Origin of the sequence: Nonomuraea sp. 3N208 (genome assembly GCF_052245935.1) — a bacterium.
Classification (GTDB): domain Bacteria; phylum Actinomycetota; class Actinomycetes; order Streptosporangiales; family Streptosporangiaceae; genus Nonomuraea.
The window spans coordinates 34,577-59,599 of the sequence record NZ_JBQQBR010000006.1 but is presented as its reverse complement, the minus strand read 5'-3'; the positions used below and the strand labels follow the sequence as shown (position 1 = coordinate 59,599).

The following is a 25,023-nucleotide window of genomic DNA, read 5'->3' as shown; positions in this document are numbered from 1 at the left end:
GTCACCACTCGTAGAATCCCTTCCCGCTCTCGCAGCCCCCTCCCTGGGCGGGGTCATGCCGGGCGGCGGAACTGCACCAGGTGGAAACGGCCCGCCACGTAGCCGGGGTCGGTGAGGGACGCCGTGGCGGCCGGGTTGGCGCCGGTGCCGTGGTAGTCGCTGAAGGCGGCCGACTGGTTGACGAAGACACCGGCGGTCAGGTTGCACGACAGGTTCACGCCCGCGTCCAGCGCGGCGCTCTCGGCCTGGTCGAGCACCTCCGGAGAGGTCGAATAGGCGGATGCGGTGAGCGCCCCGCGCGCCTTGGTCGTGCGGCGCAGCACCTCCAGGCTCTCCTCGGTGGAGGCCGTAGGAACGAGGAACGCGATCGGTCCGAAATGCTCACGTCCGTAGACGTCGGAGGCGGACGGGTCCACCCGGACGATCACCGGCGTCCTGATCACCGCGTCAGGGAACGACGGATGCTGGACGGCCCGCGACGGCAGGACCACATCCCCCAGCGAGGGCGCGCTTTCCACACGCACCAGCACGTCCGGGTTGACGATGGCGCCGGTCAGCTCGACCGCCCGCGCGTCATCGCCGAGCAACTTGCCGACCGCCGCCGACAGCCCCGCGGCGACCTCGACGAAGCTCTTGTGCCCCTCGTCCGTCTCGATCCCGCCGGCGGGGACGAGGATGTTCTGCGGCGCGGTGCACATCTGCCCGCTGTAGAGCGACAACGAGAACGCCAGATTGCCCAGCATGCCCCGCCAGGAGTCGGTGGAGTCGATGACGACGGTGTTGACCCCGGCCTTCTCGGTGTGCACGAGGGCCTGGCGGGCGTTCTGCTCCAGCCACTCGCCGAACTCGGTGGAGCCGGTGAAGTCGACGATGCGGACGTCCGGGTGCGTGGCCAGGGTCTTGGCCAGCCCCCGCCCCTCCTCGGCGGCCAGCGACACGAGCGCCGGGTCGAAACCCGCCTCGGCCAGCACGTCGCGGGCGATCCGCACGGTGATCGCGAGCGGCAGCACGGCCCGGGGATGCGGCTTGACGATCACCGGGTTGCCGGTGACGAGCGAGGCGAACAACCCCGGGTACGCGTTCCACGTCGGGAACGTGTTGCACCCGATCACCAGCGCGACGCCCCTGGGCACGACGGTGAAGCGCTTGTCCATGGCGAGCGGCTCGCCTTTGCCCGGTTTCTCCCAGTGGGCGATCGAGGCCGAGGACGTCATGGCGGCGTAGCCGTACGCGACGGCCTCCAGCGCGCGGTCCTGCGCGTGCGGCCCGCCGGCCTGGAACGCCATCACGAACGCCTGCCCGGTCGTGTGCTGCACCGCGTTGGCGAGCTCGAAACTGTGCTGGTTGATGCGGTTGACGATCTCGACGCAGGTCAGGGCGCGGGTGTCAGGGCCGGCGTCGCGCCAGGCCGGCATCGCCGCCTTGGCGGCGCCGATGAGGTCCTCGACGACAGGCTCGGGGTAGGTGACGCCGAGGTCGATCCCGTACGGCGAGCGCTCGGCGCCGATCCACGTCCCGGTGCCGGGCTGGTCGAGGGGGAACGGCTTGCCGAGGTAGGACTCGAACACCTCCTTGCCCCGCTCGGCCGCCCCTTCGCCGTACACGCGCGGGCTCGGCGACTCGGGGTAGGCGCTCCAGTATCCCCGTCCGGCGATCGCGGAAAGGGCTTTCTCCAGGGTGTCGCGGTGCTGTTCGAACATGGTTGCTCACCGTCTTGACAGAGATCGACCAGACGGTGAAGTGTTTACCGAACATTCGGTCAGTTGACAAGGGAGACCTGCGTTGGAGAGCGCGCGTCGGATGATGGATGCCCCGAGGCCGCCGAGCGGACCCGCTACGGCCGCAGCGGCATCTACGACATCACGGTACGCAGGCCGGACGGACAGGTGGTCGCGGAGTTCCGCGGCCGGAGCCGAGAACTGAAATGAGACGCGCCGATCCCCCGAAGCCGGACGAGCTCGACCCGATCGAGCGGGCCTCCCGCGACGAGCTCATGGCACTGCAGCTGGAGCGCCTGCGGTGGACGCTCAGCCACGCCTACGAAAATGTCCCCTTTTATCGGCAAAAATTTGACAGTACTGGTGTGCATCCAAGCGACTGCAAGGACCTGGGCGACCTGACGGCGTTCCCCTTCACCACGAAGCAGGACCTGCGCGACCACTACCCGTTCGGCATGTTCGCCGTCCCGCGCGAGCAGGTGGTCAGGGTCCACGCCTCCAGCGGCACCACGGGACAGCCGACGGTGGTGGGCTACACCAGGAGGGACATCGACCTCTGGGCGGACGTCATGGCCCGCTCGATCCGCGCCTCGGGCGGCAGGCCAGGCGACCTCGTGCACGTGGCCTACGGCTACGGCCTGTTCACCGGCGGCCTGGGCGCGCATTACGGGGCCGAGCGGCTGGGCTGCACCGTGGTGCCGGTCTCCGGCGGCATGACGCCCAGGCAGGTGCGGCTGATCGCGGACCTGCGGCCGGACATCATCATGGTGACGCCGTCGTACATGCTGGCCTTGCTGGACGAGTTCGCGGCACAAGGGCTGGATCCGCGCGCGTCGTCGTTGCGGATCGGGATCTTCGGGGCCGAGCCGTGGACCGAGCGCATGCGGGAGGAGCTCGAGGACGGTTTCGACCTGCACGCCGTCGACATCTACGGGCTGTCGGAAGTGATCGGACCCGGCGTGGCCAACGAGTGCGTGGAGAGCAAGGACGGCCTGCACGTCTGGGAGGATCACTTCTACCCGGAGACGGTCGACCCGTTCACCGGCGAGCCGGCGGACGCCGGCGAGCTGGTGCTCACGAGCCTCACCAAAGAGGCCATGCCGATCATCCGCTACCGCACGCGCGACCTGACCAGGCTGCTGCCGGGCACCGCCAGGCCGGCTTTCCGGCGCATGGAGAAGGTGACGGGCCGGACGGACGACATGATCATCCTGCGGGGCGTGAACGTGTTCCCGACCCAGATCGAGGAGCTCGTGCTGCGGGTGCCGGGCCTGTCGCCGCACTTCCAGCTGCACCTGACCCGCCCGGAGCGACTTGACGTGATGACCGTCATGGTCGAGGCGCGGGCAGGCTTCGAGGGGCGGGCGGAGGCGGGGGACGACCTGCGTGAGGCGGTCAAGCAGAACGTCGGCGTGAGCGTGGAGGTCGAGGTGGTCGACCCCGAGACGCTGGAGCGGTCGGTGGGGAAGCTGAGACGGGTCATCGACTCGCGTCAGGATAATTAGGCATATGGTTACCCCCACCTCCACCCCTTCGCGCCGGCGCGGGCATGATCCCGAGTCCGTGTTGTCGATCGCCGTGGGCGTCTTCAATGAGCGCGGCTACGACGGGACGAGCATGGAGGATCTGGCCAGAGCGCTCGGCGTCACCAAGTCGGCGATCTACTACCACGTGCCGGGCAAGGAGCAACTGCTGGCGCGGGCGCTCGACCGGGCGCTGGACGGGCTGTTCGAGCTGGCCTCCGACGAGCGGGCGGCCACCGGCCCGGCGATCGACCGTCTGGAGTGGGTCGTGCGGCAGAGCGTGCGGCTGCTCATCGACCGGCTGCCGTACGTGACGCTGCTGCTCAGGGTGCGCGGCAACAGCCTGACGGAGCAGGCGGCGCTGGAGCGGCGGCAGGAGTTCGACGTTTTCGTCGGCGGGCTGGTCAGGGCGGCGGCGGAGGAGGGGACTGTCCGCCCTGACGTGGACCCCGCGCTGCTGACCCGGCTGTTGTTCGGCACGGTCAACTCGATCGCGGAGTGGTATCGACCGGTGCCGGGCGCCTCGGCAGAGGACCTGGCCGACGCGCTGGTCAAGATGGCCTTCGGCGGCCTACGACGGTAGCTCGTCCTGGCGCGGCGGCGGGGGCAGCTTGCCGCGCAAGTCATTGCGCACGGCCTCGGCCAGCCTCTTGGTGGCGGCCCTGTTGAGCGCGCCGCCGGCGACCGCCCCGGTGAGGAACGGGCCGAGCGTGGTCAGATGGCGGCCGAGGGTCCGCAGGAGGCGGTTACGCAGGGCCGTCTTGGCGGCCGCACCGAACGCGAGCGAAACGGACGTGGGAGCGAGGGGGTCGATCCCACGTTGTTTGGCCCAGGCGGAGGTGAACATGAAGGCGCGCTGAGTGCCGCTGCCCTGGACACGTACGCCGTAGACCTCGTGTAGCTCGGCCAGGAGTTTCACCTCGATGGCGGCGACGACGATGGTCTCGGCGACGAGCTGCGCGGGGGCGGAGAGCAGAAGAGGTGGTGCGGCGAACTCGGCCGCCGCGAGCGCTCCGCCGATGGCGCCCACCGTCATCGTGGCCTTCTGCGCGGTGCGCACCAGGTCGTCGGCGAGTTGCTCGCCGGTCAGGCCGTGATGATGCTCGGAGAGGGTGTGCAGGTCGCGGATCGGAATGCGCGGGGCGATGTTGAGGAAGACGTCCGCCAGCCAGCGCCCCCGGCCGGCGCCGGTCTCGCGGGCCCTCTTCGCTCCCGCGGACAGGGCCTGGGCTAGTCGGCCGAGCAGCCTGCGCCGCTCGGCCGGCTCCAGCTCACCGGGCTCGGTGAGCTGGCCGACGAGCTCGCCGACCTCTTTGTCAGGGTCGGCGATCTCGTTGCCTGATTGTTGACGGTCTTTCTCCGGTACGGCCACGCGATGCCTCCGTCCTCATTGTCCACCGCTCAGGGTTCGCCGGCTCGCTTGCTGTCGGACCCTGAGCCACGGCGATCAGGCGGCGCACTCCCGGCAGACCTGCTGGCCGTTCTTCTCCGAGGCCAGCTGGCTGCGGTGATGCACCAGGAAGCAGCGTGAGCAGGTGAACTCGTCGGCCTGGCGGGGAATCACCCGCAGGGAGAGCTCTTCGTTCGACAGGTCCGCACCGGGCAGCTCCAGCGACTCGGCCAGATCGGTCTCGTCGATGTCGATGCTGCCAGACGACTTGTCGGTGCGCCGCGCCTGAAGCTCCTGGAGGCTGTCCTCCCCCAGGTCGTCGTCTGTCTTGCGCGGGCTGTCGTAGTCGGTAGCCATTGTGCTTACTCCATCCCCCTCATCTATAAGTCTTCGCGCTCGTTGCGCGCTCTACTAACGTCCAGGAGACCCATCTTGTGCCCGTTCCTCCGGGGAGATTTCCCATCGGTACCCCGCGAGAACGGACAACGAACCTCCCAACACGTCAGTGCCTGCTGCCGTCGGCAATGGTTAGCCAAATATGGCGAAACCCACAGCCTTGGCGCCATGCACCACCGTGTTCGACGGCACATCCAACCACATGTGCGGCGAGAACGAGACTCCCCCCGTCCATCAACACGCGGACGAACGTTCCAGAAGCAACCGCAGTCAGCGCCTCGGCAGCCGAATCGTCACCACAAGTCCTCCGCCATCTCTAGGCACGGCGGCCACATTTCCGCCGTGAGCCTGTACGACCGCACGGACGATGGACAGCCCGAGACCCGCTCCCTTGGCCGATTCCACGCGGTCGGCGCTGAGCCTCCTGAACGGCTCGAACAGGCTGTTCACCTCGTACGCCGGGACGTGCTGTCCCGTGTTGGCCACCTGAACAACCAAGACACCGTCCACCATTCCCGTCCGGATCCAGACTTTTCCATTTTCAGGAATGTTGTACTTGACCGCGTTCTCCAGCAGGTTGCCGACGGAGCGCTCCAAGAGCACGGGATCGCCTATGGTAGGCGCGCTGACCAGATCGGTCGTCACCGTGACGCCGTGTTCCTCGGCGAAGGGCGCGAGCTGTTCCACGGCCGTCTCAGCGACCTCCCGGACGTCGACCGGTTTGCGCACGGCGAGTTCGCGCTCGCTCCTGGCGAGCAGCAGCAGGCCCTCGATGAGCTTCTCGTTACGCGCGTTGACTTCCAGCAGAGTACGGCCGAGCGCTTTGAGGTCCTGCGACGCCTCCGGATCCGACAGGGCGATCTCCAGGACCGTCCGGTTGATGGTGAGAGGGGTGCGCAATTCGTGGGAGGCGTTGGCCACGAACCTGCGCTGGGTATCGAAGGCGATGTTGAGCCTGGTGAGCATGGCGTCGAAGGTGTCGGCCAGCTCCTTCAGCTCGTCGTTGGGGCCCTGCAGGTCGATGCGCTGGTGGGCGAGCGTGCTCTCCGAGAGCTTGCGTGCCGTGGCCGTCATCTGCGCCACCGGTCGCATGGCCCGGTCGGCGACGAAGTAGCCGAGGATGATCGCCAGGATCCCGACGCCCAGCAGCGCCATCAGCGAGCTGCTGAACAACGTGCTCTGAGCGTTCTCCACGGCCCGCTCCCTGGCCGCGCTCCACCGGTTCTGCATGATCGCGGCCGAGATCGCGTCGAGCTGGGAGGTGTCCAGCGGCAGCCACGCCTCGGCGATCGCCCTGCCGACGATGGCGTAGATGGAGTAGAGCAGGGCGGCCGCGGCCATGAAGAACAACAGGCTGTAGGCCAGCGTCAGCCGCCAGCGGATGCTGACCCGCTCCGGGAGCGCCTTCACCCGCTCCATCGTGGTGCGCTGGATCGGCGTGTGCTCAGGCGGCGGCGGTCCGTCCCAGGCGGGCGGCCCGGCGGGCGGCGGCGCCTCCTGCACACGTGCTGCTTTCCGCGCCGAGTGCGGGCTGATCATCGGATGCGTCGGCCCCGTCTGGCGCTCTGGCCCGTCTGTCACAACTTGTACCCAACCCCGGGCACAGTCTCGATCACCTGAGGCTCGCCCAGCTTCTTCCGCAGCGTCATCATGGTCACCCGGACCACGTTCGTGAACGGGTCGATGTTCTCGTCCCACGCCTTGTCCAGCAGGTCCTCCTGGCTGACCACGGCGCCCTCGGCACGCATCAGCTCTTCCAGGACCGCGAACTCCTTCTTGGTCAGCACGACCTCCCTGCCGTCGCGCTCCACCAGCCGCTTGCCCGGGTCGAGCCGGATCCCGGCCCGCTCCAGCACGGGCGGCAGGGCAGGCGCCGAGCGGCGGCCGAGCGCCCGCACCCGGGCCACCAGCTCGATGAACACGAACGGCTTGGCCAGATAGTCGTCGGCCCCCAGACCGAGCCCTTCGACCTTGTCGTCCACGTCCCCCGACGCGGTCAGCATGAGGATGCGCGAGGCTGTCCGCTGCTCGACCAGCTGCCGGCACACCTCGTCCCCGTGCACGACCGGAAGGTCACGGTCCAGCACGATCACGTCGTAGTCGATGTAGGAGGTCCGCTCGAGCGCGCCACCGCCGTCGTAGGCCACGTCCACCGCCATGGCCTCGCGCCGCAGCCCGGTCGCGATCGCGTCGGCGAGCACCCGCTCATCCTCTACCACCAGCACTCGCACGCCTGATACACCTCTCTCCGATTCTGGGCACTCATTCTGCCCACAGCCTCGATAAGCGCACGGTAAGGCATGTTCAGGGGTTGGTGACCGCCAGGGGAGGCAGGGCACAGAGAAATTCATGTTTCGGAGGGCGATGACCCGGGGTATGCCTGCGGGACACCCATTGCCAGGACATCGACCGGCAATGGGCGCGTATCGCCCGGACACGGAACGAACCCCTAGAGAGAAGGTGAGATGGGCGAGTTCACGACCACGATCGAACACCGCCTCGACCAGGCTTATGAGGGCCTTCGGGAGGCCCGAAGCGTCGGCGACGAATACCTCGCCGACACACTCACCGCCGAGATCGAGGACCTGCGCCGACTGGCGGACGATCACGGCATCGCGTTGCCCCGCTAGCCACGCGAAACGGCCGGAGCACCTGGCTCCGGCCGTTTCCCCTTTCAGCTCACGCGTCGCGCTCGGGATCCAGCGTCGCCAGCAGGTCGTGCAGCTCCTCGAACAGCCCGGGAGCGGCGCAGATCGCGAACTCCGGACTCACCGGCCTGCCGCGCAGCCCGCCGAGTCTGGCCCCGGATTCGGTCGCCACCAGACCGGCGGCGGCGTAGTCCCACGGGTTGATGCCACGCTCGTAGTACGCGTCCACCCGCCCGGCCGCCAGCGAGCACATGTCGATGGCGCACGAGCCGCCGCGCCTGATGTCACGCACCCGCGGCAGCACCGCCGCCACCACCTGTCCCTGCACGGCCCGTCTGGCCACCCCGTAGCCGAACCCGGTCGCGACCAGCGCCTGCGCCAGCGGAACCCCGGTGTTGCAGCGCAGCCGCTCGCCACCGAGCCAGGCGCCCTCGCCGAGCGCGGCCGTGTAGACCTCGCCACGCATCGGGATGTTCACCACGCCGGCCACGACCTGGCCGCCGACCTCGACGGCGATCGACACCGCCCAGTCCGGCAGGCCGTACAGGAAGTTGACGGTGCCGTCGATGGGGTCGACGATCCACCGGACGTCGGACTCGCCGGGCTCCTCGCCGCCTTCCTCACCGAGGATGCGGTCGCCGGGCCTGGCGGCCTGGATGCGCTCGCGGATGAGCTCCTCGGACGCCGTGTCCAGGGCGGTGACCACGTCGGTGGGGCTGGACTTGGTCTCGATCTCCTCCGACATCGTGGGCCGCTTGGCGAGCAGCATGTCCCCCGCCTCGCGGGCGATGTCCTCGGCCAGTCTGACGAAAGCGGTCATCACGCCACCGAGTCCGGGCGCTTCCACTCCTGGTCGAGCACGTGCCGGCCCAGGAAGGCGAGCACGGTCTCGTACCAGGCGACGATGTTGCCCGGCTTCAGGATCCAGTGGTTCTCGTCGGGGAAGTACAGGAACTTCGAGTCGACCTCGGTGCGCCGCAGGTCCCACCACAGGCGGAGGGCCTCGCCGATCGGCACGCGGTAGTCCTTGTCGCCGTGGATCACGAGCATCGGCGTGGTGATCTTGTCGAGGGCGACATGCGGGGACAGCAGCTCGTACCGCTCGGAACCGGGCACGCCGAACTCGCGCTGCCAGTACATCGGGGCGTCGGTGGTGCCGGCGAACTGGTCGAGGTTCCACAGCGAGGCGTGGGTGACAATGGCCTGGTAGCGGTCGGTGTGGCCGGCGAGCCAGTTGGCCATGTAGCCGCCGAACGAGCCGCCCAGGGCGGCGACGCGTTCGCTGTCGATGTCGTCCCTGGCCAGGGCCACGTCCACGATCGCGTCGAGGTCGGCCTGGGTGCGCGGGCCCCAGTTGCCCCAGCCGCGATCGATCATGTCCTGACCGTAACCGGTGGACAGGCACGGGTCCGGCATCAACACGGCGTAACCGTGCTCGGCCATGATCCACGCCTGCCAGCGCCACTGCCAGTCGTTCCAGGAGGCGACGGGGCCACCGTGGATGAACAGCAGGAACGGCGCCGGGTCCGCGGCGGAGGCGCCCTCGGGCAGTGCGAGCCAGCCGCGGATCGTGGCGCCGTCGTCGGCGGTGGCCGAGATCTCGGTGAGCGTGCCGCGTACTTCGGGGCGCGGCGCGGGCGAGGGCAGGTCCGTGATCTCGCCGGTGGCCACGTCGATCCTGGCGGGGGCGGGGGCGAGGTTGACCGCGCTGCGCAGCGCGTATATGAAGCGGCCGTCGGCGGAGGCGTTGAGCCCCAGGTACGCGGCGTCGTCCCTGGTGAGCCTGGCCACGTCCGCGTGCTTATGGTCGCGCCCGCTTCGCTCCTCGTTGGCTCGTCCCTCGCTCTCTCGTCGCGAGCTCCTGCCCTCGGCCAGCGGGACACGGAAGATCGGACGGCGTCCCTGATGATCGGCCGCGACGTAGACGGCCGAGGAGTCCGGCGCCCACTCGAGGTCGGCGGGGAACAGGTCGGGCGCGTAGGCACGGCCCTCGCCGGTGGCCAGGTCGGCGATCCACAGCTCGCTCCTGGCCGAAACGTCCCACCCGGTGTGCCGCTCACGCGCGCAGGCCACGCGGGTGCCGTCCGGGGAGATCGCGATGGGGTGGGTGAAGTCGTGGGCGTCATCGCCGAGCAGCGCGCGCCGCTCGCCCGTGGCCACGTCGATGATCACCAGGTCGGTGCGCATCTCGCCCTTCGGCAGGTACGCGCGCCACGTCGTGATCACACTGGCGCCGTCGGGCGTCAGCTCGAAGGTGGCGTCACGCAGCGCGTCGCCCGCGTCGGGCGTCAGGTCGCGGACGTCCTCGAGCCGGTCGTCGCCGAGCCGCGCGGCGAACAGCCGGGTGCGGCCGGGGCCGAGGTCGTGGTCCCAGTAGCGGACCGGGTTGCCCTCGTGCAGGATCGCGCTGATCCCGGCGTCCTTGCGGGCCTTGCGCTTGTCCTCCTCGGCCGCCTCCTCGCCGTCCAGCACGTCGGAGGCGAACACGACCACGTCACCGGCGGTGCGGATCCCGCTGATCCCGCCGGGTCTGGCGGCCACCTGGCGGGCCTCGCCGCCCGCGCGGGGCAGCAGCCAGAGCGCGGGCACCTCGTCCGTGGAGTCCTTGACGGTGGGGTCGGGGCGGGCGGAGGTGAACAGCACGTCGCCCGCGGCCGTGAAGACGGCGGCCGACTCGCCCTTGGCCGAGCGGGTGAGCCGGTAGGGATCACCGTCGAGAGGAATCGCCCAGAGCGCGGTGCCGTACGACTTGCCGTCGGGGTTGAGCGACTGGACTGTCGAGATCAGCCTGGAGCCGTCGGGGGAGAGCCGGAGCGAGAGAACCCGGGGAATGGCCACATATTCACGTATGTCGGTAAATGCGCTCACTCACCCGAACCTACCGCGAGCCCGGCACTACGAGCACTCCCGAATAGGGTTGGTCACGTGGGAGATTACGACGCGCTGCTGGTCCTGTCGTTCGGGGGTCCTGAGGGTCCCGACGACGTGATGCCGTTCCTGGAAAACGTCGTGCGCGGCCGCGGCGTGCCGCGCGAGCGACTGCTCGAGGTAGCCGAGCACTACCAGAGCTTCGGCGGGGTCAGCCCGATCAACCAGCAGAACCGCGACCTGATCGAGGCGCTGCGGCCGGTCGTGGACGTGCCGGTCTACTGGGGCAACCGCAACTGGCACCCGTTCGGCGAGGACGCCGTGCGTCAGATGAAGGCCGACGGCGTCCGCAAGGCGGCCGTCTTCGCCACGTCGGCGTTCGCGGGCTACTCCAGCTGCCGGCAGTACTACGAGGACATTGCCAGGATCTCCGTGGAAGACGGTCCCGAGCTGGTCAAGATGCGGCATTTCGGGGACCATCCCGGGTTCGTGGCCGCCATGGCCGACCACACGCGCGCAGCGCTGGAGCAGCTCGGCCGCGACGACGCCAGGCTCGTGTTCACCGCGCACAGCATCCCGGTGTCCATGGCCGAGACCGCAGGCCCGTCCGGCGGGCTCTACGAGGCGCAGCTACGCAGGAGCGCCGAGCTGGTCAACCAGGCGCTCGGCCGCAGCGAGCCGTGGGACCTGGTGTGGCAGTCGCGCAGCGGCCCACCGCAGGTGCCGTGGCTGGAGCCGGACGTGTGCGACTTCCTGCGCAAGACCGAAGCCAGCTCGGTCGTGCTGGTGCCGATCGGGTTCGTCTCCGACCACATGGAGGTCGTCTACGACCTCGACACCGAGGCCAGGGACGTGGCCGCGGAGATCGGCCTGCCTCTGGAGCGGGCGGCGACGGCCGGCACGCACCCGCGTTTCGTGCGGATGGTGCGCGAGCTGATGGACGAGCCCGAGCCCGTGCCGTGCGCCATCACCTGCTGCCCGCGTCCTTCTCGCCCCACTGCGTGAGGCGACTCGGTCGCCAGACGCCGCCGCACTCCCTCGCGGCGCGAAGGCGTCCTCAGGCGTAGGTGCGCGCGTACGCCTCCGCGATGCCCATGACCTTGTTCACGTAGTCCCACGAGTGGTTGTAGAACCAGATCGCCTTGCGTAGCTTCTCGCCGCCCTTGCCCGCGCCGTTGGCGCACAGGTAGTTGGCCGCGCCCGGCACCGCGTCGTACGGGCTCCAAATGTCGGTCTTGCCATCGCCGTCGCCGTCCACGCCGTAGTGCTTCCAGGTGGCGGGCATGAACTGCATGGGCCCGAGCGCGCCGGCGCTGGACGGGCCGTTGTTGCGGCCGTGACTGCTCTCGACCTGCCCGATCGCGGCGAGGACCGTCCATGACAGACCGGGGCATCGGGTGGCGGAGGCTTTGTAGAGCTCGAGGTAGCTGCCTGGGCGGCCCACGTTGACCGTCTGCGGGCTCGGCTGGTTCTGCTTCGGGGCGCGGGCGGCGGAGTCCAGCATGACGACCTGGGCGCCCTTGCCGAGCACCTTACGCACCCCCGACTCGCTGATCTTGCCCGGCTTGCCGTGCAGCAGCACCGCGACACCCGGCGCGAACCCCAGCGACCTGCCCAGGTCGGCGCCCACCAGCCCGTCCACGCCGTGCAGGCCGAGCGGGGCCGAGGCGGCGACGCGGAGCGTGGGACCGCCGTCCACCTGGTACATGGCACCCAGGATCATCCCGAACTTGCTGATCGCACTCGCGTCGGCCACCAGCTCTCCCCTGGCCAGCGCGCTCCACACGGCAGGCTGGTCGGCGACCGGCTGCGGGGTCCACGAGCGGAAGTGGGCCGGGTCCACGGCCAGCAGGTTCAGCGCGGTGCCCGAGACCTTGACCGCGCCCGCGTCGACGACGGCCACCTTCTGCACGTGCTTCAACTCGCCGAGCTTGAGCCTGGTCTGCTTGGGCACGGCGGACGGGGCGATCGCCAGCACGCGTGGCGGGGTCGGCGTGACCCCGGGGCCGCCGGCGCCGAAGTCCTTGACCGGCCCCTCCTTGATCGGCTCAGCTTTGGGTACGAGCTGGTCGAGGCGGGGGGCGGCCGTGGGCTGACGGGTCGGCCTGCGTACCGGCTCCTGAGCGGTTTTGAGCAGGTCACCGTCCAGGAACACGACGATTCCGCCTGCCGCGGCGGTGACCGCGAGCACTGCGGTGATCATGAGCATGACCGCGCGGAAGGTGGGAAGACCGGACACTCGGGACACGTTAGCCCAGCCGGCCGAATATCGACTTGCTAACCGGGCATCCGTGCGCAATGGTTAGCTGGCGGAAGTAAGGGGGAAACGGGGTGGTCGGGCCTTACCGGGGGCTGTTCAACGGGCCCGGCATCAAGGCGTTCGTGCTCGCCGGATTCGTCGGGCGCATGCCGATGTCGATGATCGGGATCGGGATCGTCTTACTGATCTCCGCGCTCACCGACAACTACGCCACCGCCGGCGCGGTCGCCGCCACCACCAACGTGGCCTTCGCCGTCGGCGCGCCACTGTCCGGGCGGCTCATGGACCGGTTCGGGCAGAGCCGGGTGATCCCGCCGTTCGCCGTGATCAACGCGCTCGGACTGGCCGCGCTCCTGTTCAGCGCCGGTCTGCGACTGCCCGAGTGGACGCTGTACGCCTCCGGCCTGGTGGTCGGGGCCACGTCGTTGTCGGTGGGCTCACTGGTGCGGGCCCGCTGGTCGGTCATCCACGGCGGCTCCAGCAAGCTGCACGCAGCCTTCGCCTTCGAGTCCGTGGTGGACGAGGTCATCTTCGTCACCGGCCCCGCCCTGGTCACGGTGCTGGCCACCGCGGTGAGCCCGTACATGGGCTTGGCCGTCGCGCTGGTCTTCATGTTCGTCGGCTGCCTTGCGCTGGCGACGCAGCGGCGTACGCAGCCGCCCGTCCAGCCGGCCAGGTCCGGGGGCGGCACGCCCATCCTGATTCCCGCGATCGCCCTGCTGTCGTGCGTCTTCCTGGCGATGGGCGCGGTGTTCGGGTCCGTGGACCTGATCACAGTGGCGTTCGCCGAGGAGGAGGGGGTGAAGGGGGCGGCCGGGTTCCTGCTGGCGTCCTTCGCCGGCGGGTCGATGGTGTCGGGGCTCTGGTTCGGGTCCAGGCACTGGCGGATTTCGCTCCAGGGCCGGTTCGTGCGGGCGCTGTGCGTGTTCGCGCTGGGGCTGGTGCCGATCGTGTTCATCGGCGACGCGCGGGTCATGGCTGGGGCGCTCTTCCTGGCCGGGTTCGCGATCTCGCCGACGCTCATCACCGGGTTCTCGCTCATCGAGCGGCTGGTGCCGCCGTCCCTGCTCACCGAGGGCATGGCGTGGATCTCCACCGCGCTGGGCTTCGGCGTGGCGATCGGCGCGTGGGCGGGCGGGCGGCTCACCGAGACGTACGGCGCGTCCAACGCATACATCTTCAGTTTGGGCGCGGCGTTCCTTGCCGTGATCGTGGGAATCGGAGGTTCGGGTTTCCTGAGAGTGCCCGAGGCACCTTCACCCGCACAGAGTTGATCCGCTACCGTCGGGACATCCCTCGCAACATCCATCACTATGGAAGCTTTATTTATGTCCCGACAGATCAGTTCACTTCTAGCAATCGCGGCTGTATGCGTCACCCTCGCCCCAGCACCCGCGTTAGCCCAGGCTCCCAAGCAGGCCCCGGTCGACTGTGAGCAGGTCAAGTGCATCGCGCTGACCTTCGACGACGGACCGGGCAAGTACGCGGGCGTCCTGCTCGACACGTTGAAGAAGCACAACGCCAAGGCGACGTTCTTCCTCGAGGGCCAGTACGTGAAGAGCCGCCCCAAGTACGTCAAGCGCATGGCCACCGAGGGCCACGAGCTCGGCAACCACAGTTACAAGCACCCTGACTTCACCAAGCTCGAGCCCTGGGACGTCAGGGCCGAGATCAAGAAGACTCAGGACGAGATCAAGAAGGCGGCGGGCGTCGAGCCCAAGCTGCTGCGGCCGCCGTACGGGATGGCCGACTTGACGGTTTCCGACATCGCCGCCGAGTTCGGCATGCCGATCATCCTCTGGACCGGCGGCTCGGAGGACTGGAAGAGCAAGAACGTCGAGTCCATCAAGAAGAAGACCCTCGAGGTGGCCAAGCAGGACGGCATCATCCTCATGCACGACTGGGTGAAGCAGTCGGTCGACGCCATGCCGTCGATCATCAAGACTCTGCAGAGCAAGGGCTACCACCTCGTGACGGTGTCCGACATCGTCAAGAGGGAGAACCTCGAGCCCGGCGACATTTTCCCGGTTCCCGCGGGCTGGGAGAACTGAGTATCGTTCACGTTCACCGGAACGAGACTCCTAAGGGGTCGCTCATGGTCTTCACGAACTGGGCGAAGAACCAGTCGGGCAGCCCCGCCGAGGTGCGCGTGCCGGCGTCCGTCGAGGACGTCGTACGCGCCGTACGGGACGCCGCCGCCTCCGGGCGGCGCGTCCGCATGGTCGGCACGGGCCACTCCTTCACGGGGGTGGCCCTCACCGACGGCATCATGTTGCGCCCCGACGCGCTGACCGGGATCACCTCGCTGGCCGACGACCGCGTCACCGTGCTGGCCGGCACCCCGCTCCGGGCGCTGAACGAATTGCTCGGCGAGCGCGGGCTGGCGCTGGCCAACATGGGCGACATCACCGAGCAGACCGTCGCGGGCGCCATCCAGACCGGCACGCACGGCACCGGGCGCGACAGCGGCGGGCTCGCCGACCAGGTCGCCGAGCTGGAGCTGGTGCTGGCTGACGGGTCCGTGGCGACCGCCTCCCCGGGTGACGACCTGTTCGACGCGGCCCGGGTGGGGCTGGGCGCGCTCGGGGTGGTGACGGCCGTGACGTTCCGGGTGGAGCCCGCGTTCCTGCTCCACAACAGGCGGCGCAAGATGGCGCTCGGCGACATCCTGGACTCGCTCGACGAGCTGACCTCCGCGAACGAGCATCTCGACTTCTTCTGGCTGCCGCACACCGACGCCTGCCTGGTCAAGACCAACAACCGGCATCCTGGTCCGGCGTCGCCGCCGAGCGCGGTCAAGCGCTGGCTGGACAACGTGTTCCTGGAGAACACCCTGTTCGGCGCGGCGTGCGCGACCGGGGCCCGCTTCCCCGGGCTGATCCCGCGGATCAACGAGGCCAGCGCGGCGGCGCTGGGGGACTCCGAGTCGGTGGACACCTCGTACAAGATCTTCACGGCGCGGCGGGACGTGCGGTTCCTCGAGATGGAGTACGCCGTGCCGCGCGAGCGCCTCGCGCAGGCGTTGCGCGAGACGCGGGACCTCATCGACCGCATGGATTGGATGATCACCTTTCCGGTGGAGGTGCGGGTCACGCCGCCCAGTGACGCCTGGTTGTCCACCGCGTACGGGCGGGCCTCGGCGTACATCGCCTGCCACATCTACCGCCCGACGCCGAATCCGGCGTACTTCGAGGGCGTGGAGGAGATCATGGTGCGGCTGGACGGCCGGCCGCACTGGGGCAAGCTGCACACCAGGGACGCCGCCTACCTGGCCAAGGTCTATCCACGCTTCGCCGACTTCGCCGCGCTGCGCGACCGGCTCGACCCGCGCCGCATCTTCACCAACGACCACCTAAACCTGGTGCTCGGCTAGGGTCGTCGTTCTTTCGGTAAAGAACTTCCTCGCGAACGGCCGTGAGCGCGTGTCCCGCCGCCCGGATGACACGCGCGGGCTGCACCCTCGTCACTCGTGTCCCGACGACTCGGCCTGCCCTCCGTTTACCTCGCCGCGGCCGTGGCGACGGCCGCCACGACCGCCGTCCCCTTGGCCATGACACCTGCTTCAGGACTCGCCCTGCGCCCCGCCGCCGAACCCGCCCGCCCCTACATCGTCGTCGCGCGCGGCCCGGCGGCCGCCCGCGATCTCGTCGGCGAGGTGCGCTGGCGGGTGCGGCGCTACTACACCGCGGCGCTGCCCGGGTTCGCCACCTTCCTCACCGCCGCCGAGCTCGCGTCGCTGCGCGCCGACCCGCGGGTCCGCACGATCGAGGCCGACCGGCAGGTCCATGCCATGCCCGTCAGGAGACCCGCGCGCCCGCTCGCCGGCCCGGGCGCCGGCGCCACCGTGTACGTCGTGGACAGCGGCGTAGACGCCGGCCGGGCGGAGTTCGGGGACCGGGCCTGGCGCGCCTTCGACGCCACCGGCGGCGCGGGGCGGGACTGCGGCGGTCACGGCACGCAGGTCGCCGGCCGCGTCCACACCGCAGCGCCCGGCGCCGGGATCGCCTCGATACGCGTGCTCGACTGCGGCAACTCCGGCGCGCTGGCCGACGTTCTGGCGGGGCTGGACTGGATCCACCGGCACGCGCGCGGACCGTCCGTCGCCACCCTCGCGCTCGACGGCGCCCGCTCCCCAGCACTCGACACCGCCGTGCGTTCACTGGTGCGGTCGGGGGTGTTCGTGGTAGGCGCGGCCCACTCCGGTCGTTGCCGGATCGCGCCGGGCGGCGTGGCGTACTCGGCGCTCGCCCCGCACCTCGCCGGAGCCGCCGCCCGCCATCTGGAGTGCCATCCGGGTGTAAACCCGGCCATCCTGGCATCTCGCCTCAACTGCACCGCGGCCCGTGGCGCGATTCGCCAGAACCCGTCCAGGGCCTTTAACCTCCTCATGCGCGACGGCGGGCTCTAGAGGCATGGATTCGACAAATGTGACCGGCGTCACATCGCCCCGGGGCTATCCCAGGAAGGCGATGTTCGGACATGCCGGGTACGGTGCTGGCAGGCAACCGGCACACGCGAGAGACTCAAGGGTCCGGGGGAAGAATGGCGACGCTGACGAAGGGACTCGCATGCAGGAGCTCCGACTCGTCGCGGTGAGTGAGGACGGCACCTACCTCGTGCTGGCGACTGCCGGGCGGGGCACGCGCTTCACGCTTCCCGTGGACGACCGGCTCCGTGCTGCCGTCCGCGGCAACTTCTCCCGTCTCGGCCAGTACGAGATCGAAGTGGAGAGTCCGTTGCGCCCCAAGGAGATCCAGGCCCGCATTCGCGCCGGAGAGACCGCGGAGGAAATCGCCGCGACCGCCGGCATCCCAGTCGAGCGTGTGCGCTGGTTCGAGGGGCCGGTGCTGCAGGAACGGGAGTACGTCGCTCAACAGGCGCAACGGGTCGCTGTGCGCATGCCCGGCGAATCCGCGCCGGGGCCGACCCTCGGCGATCTCGTCGCCGAGCGGCTGACCAGACGCGGCGTGCCCACGGACGAGATCGACTGGGACTCCGCCAAGCGCGACGACGGGCTGTGGCGGGTCAAGCTCGGCTACGTGTGGAACGGCCACACGCGGCACGCCGAGTGGCTCTTCGACCCGCGCAAGCGGCACGTGACGCCGTACGGCGACGAGGCCATGCGGCTGTCGTCGGCCGACTTCGACCCGGAGCCGCCCGTCGTCGAGGACACGACGGTGACACCGTTCGCGCCGCGCGTGGCCAAGCTGCAGCCGGTGCCGCCGCTCAGCTCCGACGCCGTCCCGTCGGTGGTGCGGCGCGAGCCCGAGGAGCCGGCGGTCGGCTACAACCCGCCGCCCAGGTCCTCGGAAACCGGCTACACGCGCGCCTCGGACGTTCCGTCCCGTGAGGCCGCCCCCTTCGACCGCGCCGCCCCTCCCCGCGACACGGCCCCTCCATCCCACGAGACCACCCTCCGCCACGAACCGCCGTCTCGCGAGACACCCCTCCGCGAGGAACCGCCATCCCGCGACGACTCTTTCCGCCCGGACTCGCCGTCTCGCGACGACTCCTTCCGGCCTGAGACGCCTGCCCGCGAAACAGGCCATGCCCTTCCCGGCGAGACGTCCTCGCGTCGCGGCGGGTCTTCGTCGTGGCTGCCCGACTTCGGCTCCGGCCGTTCGGCCGAGCGCGACCCGGCCGAGCGCGACGCCGACCCCATCTACGCGCCTGCCGCCCCAGCGGACCGCCCTGCCCCCGAGGCGCCCGCCCCTGCGGAGACCCGTCCGGCTCCTCAGGCATCCGCCGAGGAGCCGGCCGCCGTCGCCCAGGGGCACACGGCCGCCGGCGAGCACACCGCGCCGCAGGCGCAGGATCCTGCGGTCGCCCACAGCCTGTCGCAGGAGCAGCCTCCCGCGCAGGAACCGGTGACCGTCCAAGAGCAGCCGGTCACGGCGTCTCAGCCTGCCGCGCAGACCGCCGCCGTCGAGACGGCCTCGGCCCCGGCGGCGGCCGCACGGCCCGAGGCGGTTTCGCAGGCGGCACCCGTAACCGACACGGCCATCAAGCCCCAGGCGACCAGCCAGCCGCCCACCGAAAACCAGCCGACCCTCGACCGCCCCCCGACCACCGACGCTCAGCCCACCACCGACGGCCGGCCCGCCACCGGCGGTCGGCCGGTTCCCGCTGCCGAGGCTGTTCCCTCCGTTCAGCCAGCTGCGACATCGCCCTCCGACGCCGCGCCCGTCTCCGAGGCATCCGCGCATACCGAAGCCGGCACCCCCGCTGAAACTGACACCACCGCCTCTCCTGCCACCGCCTCACCCGCCGTGGACACGGCCGGGCCCGCGGACGCCTCTGCTCCAGCAGTGGACGTCACGACCGAGGGCCCAGGCCGGTCGGCGGAGGCCAAGCCGGTAGCCGCCCAGGCCGAGTCCGAGGTGGCAGCCGGCCCGGTCGCGGAGACGGAGAAAGCCGCGCAGGCCAAGGCGGCCGAAGTCGGGGCGGCGCAGGTGTCCGAAGCCGTGGAGCCCGATGCCTCCAAGACCGAGGAGCCAGGCGCTCCCCGGGCCACGGAGGCCGACGCTCCGCAGGCCAGGGATGCCGGCGCGGCCAAAGTCACGGAGGCTGGCGCCTCACAGAACACGGAGGCCGGCGTGTCCAAGGTCACGGAGGGTGAGCCGAGCGAGTCGGAGGAGGTAGCGAAGGAGGCCAAGCCGCCCGCGCCCGCGCCCAAGCCGAAGCCCGCCCCCGCCGAGCCCAAGGTGCCGGCCGCTCGGGCAGGCAAGGACGGGGCCAAGGAGGAGCAGGCCGTGCCGGTGCCCTCCCCACCGCCCGCGCCGGCCGCCCGCCAGACGCGTAAGGGTTCCCGTGGCCGCCGGGCTTCGGTCCCGACCTGGGACGAGATCATGTTCGGCGCCCGCCGCCAGGACTGACCTCTCCACCGACCCACGACCACGACCCTTCGCCGGCCACCGCGCATAGCGTTCATGGCGGTATGCGACGGCGCGCATCGGAGTGCCGGGACCAGAACAGCGCGTCATGCCCACCCGGCAGGCAGCAGGTCAGGCCCACCCGGTGAACGGCGAGTCGGACCCACCCAAGGACGGCGGGGTCAGACCCACCCAGTGGGGGGCGTCCGAGGCTCGGTGGAGGGCGGGGGCTCTGGGGGTGTGGGCCGCAGGAACGGGGTGAGCCACTCGGGGGTCACCTCGGCGGGAAAGCCCGCCCCCTGCGCCTCCGAGACGTCGAGCGCCTCGTACCCGCCCTTGCCGGCCCCGACCCCGGCGATCAGCGTGAGCACACCGGCCCGCCGCTGGAACCAGGTCTGCCGCAGCCGCCATCCCACCACGGCCCGGCGTTCGACCACGGCCTGGGACCGCCGCAGCGAGCCCGACCGGACCGCCACCCGCACCCCGTCGTAGCCGTGCCCCAGCGACGCGTACCGGTCGAGCCCCAACGGGATCCCCACCCCGGCCAGCAGCAGCGACAGGACCAGCAGAATCCACCACAACATCAGGCCCGTCGCCCACACAGCCACTCCGCTGACCAGCGCGATCATCGCCCACGGGAAGACGGCGCGGAACAGGCGGCGGTTGCGTGCCACGGGCGGATGACGGCGCAGCTCGGCCGTGTAGGGACCGATCGCATCCCCGGTCACCTGGTACGCGACCGGGCGTGGCACGTCGGGCAACAATTGCCCTCGGGTCTGCGAGTCGCCGAGCCCCGTCACGATGGCCCACACGCGCACGACCCCGGCCCACCGCTCGGCGAGGCCGTCCACGATCTCGTAGCCGCGCACCCGCGCCGACTCCAGCGACACGCTGCGCCGGTTGATCAGCCCGCGTTCCGCCACCAGGTAGCCATCGCGGCGTTTGAGCTCGAAGTTCCAGTTGAAGACCGCGTACATGAGCCCGCCGAGGATGGGCATCGCCAGGACGAGCAGCACCGCCACGATCAGCAGCAGGTAAGGGCGGTCCCAGAGCCATCGGCCCACGTTCCAGGCGGCGTCCCGGCCGAACCCCAGCTCGTCCCCCCACTGGAACGCCAGCCCGACGGCGCCGCCGGCCAGCGCGAACGGGGTGAGCAGGTATGCGCCCGACAGCGGCCCGTACAGCAGCCACCTGCGCGGCACCCTGACGATCGGCCGCTCCACGGACCCGGCCGCCGCGGCCTCGGGCACGGGACCTTCCTGCCGGGCCGCCCGCCGCAGGAGCAGTGCCTTGAGCCGGTCGGCCTCCTCCCGCGTGACCCCGTCGAGCTCGGCCTCCTCGTCGCCGCCGCTCGCGCCCGTGTCGATCTTGAGTACGGCCAGGCGGAGCAGGCGATGCATGGGCGGCGTGGACACGTCGACGCCGCGGATGCGCTCCAGCGGGATGGTACGGACGGAGCGGCTGATCAGCGACCGTTTCGTCTCCAGGCGGTCGCCGGCGATCTCGTAGGTGAAGGTGGCCCACCTGACGATCGCGAACACCACGGTGCCGACGATGCCGAGCAGGGCCCAGCCGTACGACCTGGCCGAGAAGCCACCCACGAACAGCACGCCGAGGAGGGGCAGGAGCAGCGAGGGCAACATGCGTACCGGGTCGATGAGCAGCACCTTCGGGCTCAGCCGCAACGGCGCCCTGACAGGGAAGGGAGCAGGCCCCGGCTGCCCGTCGCCCGCGCCATCGGGTGGGGCTTCATGGCCCGCGCCGTCACGCGGGAAGTCGCCGCGGGGCGGTCGGGGGTCGGTCATGTGGCGTCGTCCCTGAGCGCTTCGGCCCGGTGCGCCAGCTGCTCGGCCAGGTCCGCCGCCACAAGGTAGTCCAGGCCCTTGATCGTCGAGGAGCCGGCATGGGACGCGGTGCGGATCTCCAGGGTGGCCAGCCCGAGCATCCGCTCGAACCACCCTTGCCCCTTGTCGACCGTCTGGATACGGCTCACGGGCACGAAAACCCACTCCCTGGTCAGGAACCCCGACCTGGCGTAGACGACGTCGCCTGAGAGCTCCCAGCGATGCACGGCGTACCGTACGAACGGCTCGGCGGCCAGGAACGGCAGGGTCACCACGACGACGGCCAGAGGCAGCAGCCAGGAGTTCGCGGCGAACCAGTCCGGCACCCACGACCACCCGCTGCCGCCGACCCACCGCGACACCAGAAGCGAACCGCCCAGGAAGAATGCAAAGGCGACCAGCGCCTCGAGCAGCCACAGGCGCACGGCCTTGGGCGAGACGCGGTTCGCCGGTTCGCGTAGCGGGCCTGTTGTGGTCACAAGGCCAGCTTAGGCCGCGTACCCGGGAAGTGATCGGCCCGCGGGGGCGGTAAAGATCCCACGATCACGGCGGCGTGTCTGCCCGCCGGGGGCCGGGGCCTGCTGCCATGCTCGGTGGCGGCCGGCCGCAGGCTGTCGAGCCTGGCCACGTCGGCGGCGCCACGTTCGTGCCATCCAGGCCGGGGCAAGCGCGGGACCGCACCACAGCGCACGCGCCTCACGGAACGTGGCAGCCGCCGTCCGCATACCGGCGTCCCGCCCCACCGAACCACCGCACACCGGCATCCCCGCACCAAACCCCGCGCATGGGCGGGCCCGTCCCATTCGCGCATGCACCCCGCCGTGCCGGTGCCGGGCTGCGGGTATTACCGTTTGCGGCGAGCTGGCGCACCTGGTTTTTGCCGAGGAGCACGTCCGAAACATCCGTCCGTTTTGTCGGGTCGCCGTACGAGGTCCCGCCCGCCGTCCCGTCGCTGCGACGCAGCAGGCCAGTAGGGCTTCCTCGGCCCGCCTCGATTCGGCTCGACCGGTGGGGCTCAGGACACAGCTGTGGTCAACGTCACTCGCCGAATGCCTCGATTCTGGCTGATTTCGGATCCTTTACCAAGCACGGACCATCGAGAAACGGTCTGCGCACCGCCGAGAGCCGCGTAGCATCGTCCGGCATGGGGCTGTGTAACACGGCATCACGCATGCGACGCATCATCGTCAGTGTGACGACGGTGGTTGTGGCGTTCGCGCTGTCAGGTTGCAGCAGCTTCATCGGCAGATCCCAGGCCCAGGACATCGCGGAGATCAACGTCTCGAGCCCGGAGTTGCGCGACGGCAAGCCGCTGCCGCGTGAATACTCCTGCCGGGGCGGCCAGGTCAGCCCGCCACTGCGCTGGTCGAGCCAGCCGCTGTCCGAGGCCAAGTCCATCGCGATCGTGGTCGACTCGCGAGCGTCGTCGAAGGCGACCGTTAACTGGGTGCTCTATAACATCCCGGCGACCACGACCGAGCTGGGCCCCGGCGCCTCCGAGGATCCCCCGGACGACGGGATCAAGCAGGCGAGGGCGACCAACGGAAAAGTGGGTTACGACCCCCCATGCGACCCGGGAAGCTACCGCTTCACGGTCTACACGTTGAACGGCAAGGTCGACGTCCCGGAGGGCGCGCCCCTTCCCGAGATCCTGAAGAAGATCGCGGACCAGACCATAGCCCGCGGCCGACTCACAGCCGTTGACATCGAGTGAGAGGCCGAACACCGCAGGTAATACGGTGTACCAATTCTTCACGTAGGGTGTGACAACGCTCATAGTGGTCCGACACAATCAGATCCAATTGTTAGGCATTGGTGATCAAAGGGGGCAGGTCGCGTCGATGGCCGCGCGATCTCACCGATGCCAGAGGGAGGCCATGGCTTTGAGGGTGGTGCAATGACTGCGGTTGTAGTGAGTTTGGTCGCCGTCGTGCTCCTCGTGCTCGTCGTCGTGGCACTGGGCATGCGTTCGATGAGTCGCCGGGAGAGTTCTTTGCCTCCGGAACGGTTGAAGGAGATGGCCGAGAAGGAGGAGAAGACACACGCGCGCTCGACGGACGAGTTCGCCGCGCACGAGCCGCGGATGAACAATTTCAGTCCCGACTTCAGCCCGATTGACGCGCCCAAGGCGCCGAAACCGGTGCGGACCGGCCAGCGCGGCAAACGCGGCGTCGACGAGTGGGGCAACCCGACCTCGGACGACGAGGACGAGGAGTTTTGGGCCAACATCCGCAGCGACGCGGAGCAGGGCAACTTCGGCGCCGGCGGCACCGTGGCGGCCAGGAAGGCCGCCGCCCGCCCAGGCGACCGGGAGCGAGAGCCGCAGCGCGCCGCCGAGCTTCCAAGCCGGGCCGAGCGACGTAGCGAGCGCAAGGCCAGCCCGCAGCCCGTGGCCGCCGCTGACCCCGACGCGACCACCGTCCAGGCACCCCTGCCACAGCGCCAGGTTCCCGCGGCCGCCGCGGCGTCGAACCTCGCCGACCTGGTCGAGCCGGCCAAGCGCGCCACTCCCTCGCAAGCCGACCTGGCCGATCAGCGCACCGTGACCTTCGCGGCCCCGACGGCCGATGTGATGAGCATCCTCGGCGCGGGCGCCCAGCCGGTCCCCCCGGCCCCCCGCCCCGAGCCGACGCCGTCCCCCCGCCCACAGCCGACGGCCGCGAACGGCAGCGGCTCGTACGTCAACGGCAGCGGCTCCTACTCGAACGGCAGCAGCTCGTTCGCGCCCTCCAACGGCAGCGGCTCCTACCCCGCCTCCCCGGCGAACGGCAGCGGGTCGTTCCCGGCCTCTCCCTCGACCGGCAGTGGCTCGTTCCCCGCCGCGGGCCCGGCATCCAGCGGCTCGTTCCCGATCGCACAGCCCGCGCCCATCCACGGCGCCCCAACGAGCGACCCGTTCCCCGCCTACAACGGTGCGGCCGACCCGCTCGAGACCACGTGGACCACCCCGCCGACGCCCACCCCGTCGGGTTCCTGGCCCCCCAGCGCCTCGCCGGACATCCTGGACGACCCCACCCCAGCGCCCGCGTACGACTTGGGAAGCTCCTGGCCGGCGTTCGAGCAGCCGGCCGCCCGCACGGCCTACCCCGCCTCGTACGAGGTGCGCCCCGGCTGGGCGATCGCCGACGACTCCGATCCGCTGACCGGCCCGTCCCCCGACACCGGCGCCCCGACCACCCCCCGCAGGGCGGTCTCGGCCAACTACGACGACGTGTTGTCGGCGCCGACGCCCCCGCCGTCGTACCCCGCGTACGAGACGGGCGATATCGCCTCCGCATGGCCCGAGCCGCCGTCACCGAACGGCGCCCAGTCGACCTGGCCCGGGTACGGCGGTGACATGTTCGGCAACCAGTCGCAGGCGTCCAACGGCAACGGCGGTCACCGGCGCCCCTCCGAACAGGACTATCCGCACGACTATTACCGCTGATCACCGGCGGCATGAATATGTAAAACCCATGTGACGCACAGCTAAAGCGCGGAGGGCGGAGCATTAGGGTTTGCTCC

General features: G+C 70.2%; 21 protein-coding genes and 1 pseudogene. 12 read left to right on the top strand and 10 right to left on the bottom strand.

The genetic code is table 11. The features are described from left to right. Positions 1–53 precede the first annotated feature (53 nt). Complete coding sequence (gene paaN / locus ACTWPT_RS10285; RefSeq protein ID WP_443177048.1) at positions 54–1,700, bottom strand: phenylacetic acid degradation protein PaaN; 1,647 nt, start codon at positions 1,698–1,700, stop codon at positions 54–56. A 117-nt stretch (positions 1,701–1,817) separates the two neighbouring features. On the opposite strand from paaN, the pseudogene ACTWPT_RS10280 reads away from it, so the two are divergent. The 3 genes and pseudogenes from ACTWPT_RS10280 to ACTWPT_RS10270 form a co-directional block, all read left to right on the top strand. After that, positions 1,818–1,928, top strand: a pseudogene (locus ACTWPT_RS10280) (phenylacetic acid degradation protein PaaD); the annotation flags it as partial. Further along, on the top strand, positions 1,925–3,223 hold the full coding sequence (paaK, locus tag ACTWPT_RS10275) for a phenylacetate--CoA ligase PaaK (RefSeq protein ID WP_443177047.1): 1,299 nt from the start codon (positions 1,925–1,927) through the stop codon (positions 3,221–3,223). The pseudogene ACTWPT_RS10280 and the gene paaK, both read left to right, overlap by 4 nt. Before the next feature lie 4 nt (positions 3,224–3,227). Further along, positions 3,228–3,824 (top strand): TetR/AcrR family transcriptional regulator, encoded by a 597-nt coding sequence (locus ACTWPT_RS10270; protein WP_443177046.1) that lies wholly within the window; start codon positions 3,228–3,230, stop codon positions 3,822–3,824. Here the strand turns inward: ACTWPT_RS10270 and ACTWPT_RS10265 are convergent. The 4 genes from ACTWPT_RS10265 to ACTWPT_RS10250 all read right to left on the bottom strand — a co-directional run bounded on the left by ACTWPT_RS10265 (position 3,813) and on the right by ACTWPT_RS10250 (position 7,258). Then, positions 3,813–4,613 (bottom strand): hypothetical protein, encoded by an 801-nt coding sequence (locus tag ACTWPT_RS10265; RefSeq protein WP_443177045.1) that lies wholly within the window; start codon positions 4,611–4,613, stop codon positions 3,813–3,815. The genes ACTWPT_RS10270 and ACTWPT_RS10265 overlap by 12 nt on opposite strands. 75 nt (positions 4,614–4,688) lie before the next feature. After that, the gene (locus tag ACTWPT_RS10260) at positions 4,689–4,988 is read right to left on the bottom strand and encodes a DUF4193 domain-containing protein (RefSeq protein WP_020542847.1); all 300 of its coding nucleotides are present in this window, start codon (positions 4,986–4,988) and stop codon (positions 4,689–4,691) included. A gap of 309 nt (positions 4,989–5,297) precedes the next feature. Further along, positions 5,298–6,566 (bottom strand): sensor histidine kinase, encoded by a 1,269-nt coding sequence (locus tag ACTWPT_RS10255; protein WP_443177340.1) that lies wholly within the window; start codon positions 6,564–6,566, stop codon positions 5,298–5,300. 38 nt (positions 6,567–6,604) lie between these two features. Beyond that, positions 6,605–7,258, bottom strand: coding sequence for a response regulator transcription factor (locus ACTWPT_RS10250; RefSeq protein WP_138668011.1), 654 nt, complete (start codon positions 7,256–7,258; stop codon positions 6,605–6,607). A gap of 234 nt (positions 7,259–7,492) precedes the next feature. On the opposite strand from ACTWPT_RS10250, the gene ACTWPT_RS10245 reads away from it, so the two are divergent. Then, a complete protein-coding gene (locus tag ACTWPT_RS10245; protein ID WP_305922371.1) occupies positions 7,493–7,657 on the top strand; it encodes a hypothetical protein in 165 nt (54 codons plus the stop codon). Positions 7,658–7,706: 49 nt separating this feature from the next. On the opposite strand, the gene ACTWPT_RS10240 is transcribed toward ACTWPT_RS10245, so the two are convergent. Both ACTWPT_RS10240 and ACTWPT_RS10235 read right to left on the bottom strand, forming a co-directional pair. Then, positions 7,707–8,495, bottom strand: coding sequence for an inositol monophosphatase family protein (locus ACTWPT_RS10240; protein ID WP_443177044.1), 789 nt, complete (start codon positions 8,493–8,495; stop codon positions 7,707–7,709). Continuing rightward, positions 8,495–10,543: an alpha/beta fold hydrolase gene (locus ACTWPT_RS10235; protein ID WP_443177043.1), complete on the bottom strand. Its 2,049-nt coding sequence runs from the start codon at positions 10,541–10,543 to the stop codon at positions 8,495–8,497. Before ACTWPT_RS10235 ends, ACTWPT_RS10240 begins: the two co-directional genes overlap by 1 nt. A gap of 57 nt (positions 10,544–10,600) precedes the next feature. Between ACTWPT_RS10235 and ACTWPT_RS10230 the strand changes: the two genes are divergently transcribed. Next, positions 10,601–11,548, top strand: a complete 948-nt coding sequence (locus tag ACTWPT_RS10230; RefSeq protein WP_443177042.1) for a ferrochelatase — start codon at positions 10,601–10,603, stop codon at positions 11,546–11,548. 52 nt (positions 11,549–11,600) lie between these two features. Here ACTWPT_RS10230 and ACTWPT_RS10225 read toward each other — a convergent pair whose 3' ends face one another. Beyond that, positions 11,601–12,782, bottom strand: coding sequence for a lytic transglycosylase domain-containing protein (locus tag ACTWPT_RS10225; RefSeq protein ID WP_443177041.1), 1,182 nt, complete (start codon positions 12,780–12,782; stop codon positions 11,601–11,603). Positions 12,783–12,874: 92 nt separating this feature from the next. Here ACTWPT_RS10225 and ACTWPT_RS10220 point away from each other — a divergent pair, with 92 nt between their 5' ends. The 5 genes from ACTWPT_RS10220 to sepH all read left to right on the top strand — a co-directional run bounded on the left by ACTWPT_RS10220 (position 12,875) and on the right by sepH (position 19,678). Beyond that, positions 12,875–14,077, top strand: a complete 1,203-nt coding sequence (locus tag ACTWPT_RS10220; protein ID WP_443177040.1) for an MFS transporter — start codon at positions 12,875–12,877, stop codon at positions 14,075–14,077. Between the two features lie 54 nt (positions 14,078–14,131). Further along, the gene (locus ACTWPT_RS10215) at positions 14,132–14,854 is read left to right on the top strand and encodes a polysaccharide deacetylase family protein (protein WP_443177039.1); all 723 of its coding nucleotides are present in this window, start codon (positions 14,132–14,134) and stop codon (positions 14,852–14,854) included. A gap of 44 nt (positions 14,855–14,898) precedes the next feature. Beyond that, positions 14,899–16,176 carry a D-arabinono-1,4-lactone oxidase gene (locus ACTWPT_RS10210; protein WP_443177038.1) on the top strand — a complete coding sequence of 426 codons (1,278 nt, stop codon included), beginning with the start codon at positions 14,899–14,901 and terminating at the stop codon, positions 16,174–16,176. Positions 16,177–16,272: 96 nt separating this feature from the next. After that, positions 16,273–17,211 (top strand): protease inhibitor I9 family protein, encoded by a 939-nt coding sequence (locus tag ACTWPT_RS10205; protein WP_443177037.1) that lies wholly within the window; start codon positions 16,273–16,275, stop codon positions 17,209–17,211. Positions 17,212–17,371: 160 nt separating this feature from the next. After that, the gene (gene sepH / locus ACTWPT_RS10200; RefSeq protein ID WP_443177036.1) at positions 17,372–19,678 is read left to right on the top strand and encodes a septation protein SepH; all 2,307 of its coding nucleotides are present in this window, start codon (positions 17,372–17,374) and stop codon (positions 19,676–19,678) included. Positions 19,679–19,857: 179 nt separating this feature from the next. Here the strand turns inward: sepH and ACTWPT_RS10195 are convergent, their stop codons facing one another. Continuing rightward, positions 19,858–21,480: a PH domain-containing protein gene (locus ACTWPT_RS10195; protein ID WP_443177035.1), complete on the bottom strand. Its 1,623-nt coding sequence runs from the start codon at positions 21,478–21,480 to the stop codon at positions 19,858–19,860. Next, a complete protein-coding gene (locus tag ACTWPT_RS10190) occupies positions 21,477–21,998 on the bottom strand; it encodes a PH domain-containing protein (protein WP_443177034.1) in 522 nt (173 codons plus the stop codon). Before ACTWPT_RS10190 ends, ACTWPT_RS10195 begins: the two co-directional genes overlap by 4 nt. Before the next feature lie 713 nt (positions 21,999–22,711). Between ACTWPT_RS10190 and ACTWPT_RS10185 the strand changes: the two genes are divergently transcribed. Next, on the top strand, positions 22,712–23,233 hold the full coding sequence (locus ACTWPT_RS10185; RefSeq protein ID WP_443177033.1) for a YbhB/YbcL family Raf kinase inhibitor-like protein: 522 nt from the start codon (positions 22,712–22,714) through the stop codon (positions 23,231–23,233). A 183-nt stretch (positions 23,234–23,416) separates the two neighbouring features. Continuing rightward, entirely contained in the window at positions 23,417–24,946 is a 1,530-nt protein-coding gene (locus tag ACTWPT_RS10180) for a hypothetical protein (protein ID WP_443177032.1), read from the top strand. The last annotated feature ends 77 nt before the right edge of the window (positions 24,947–25,023 follow it).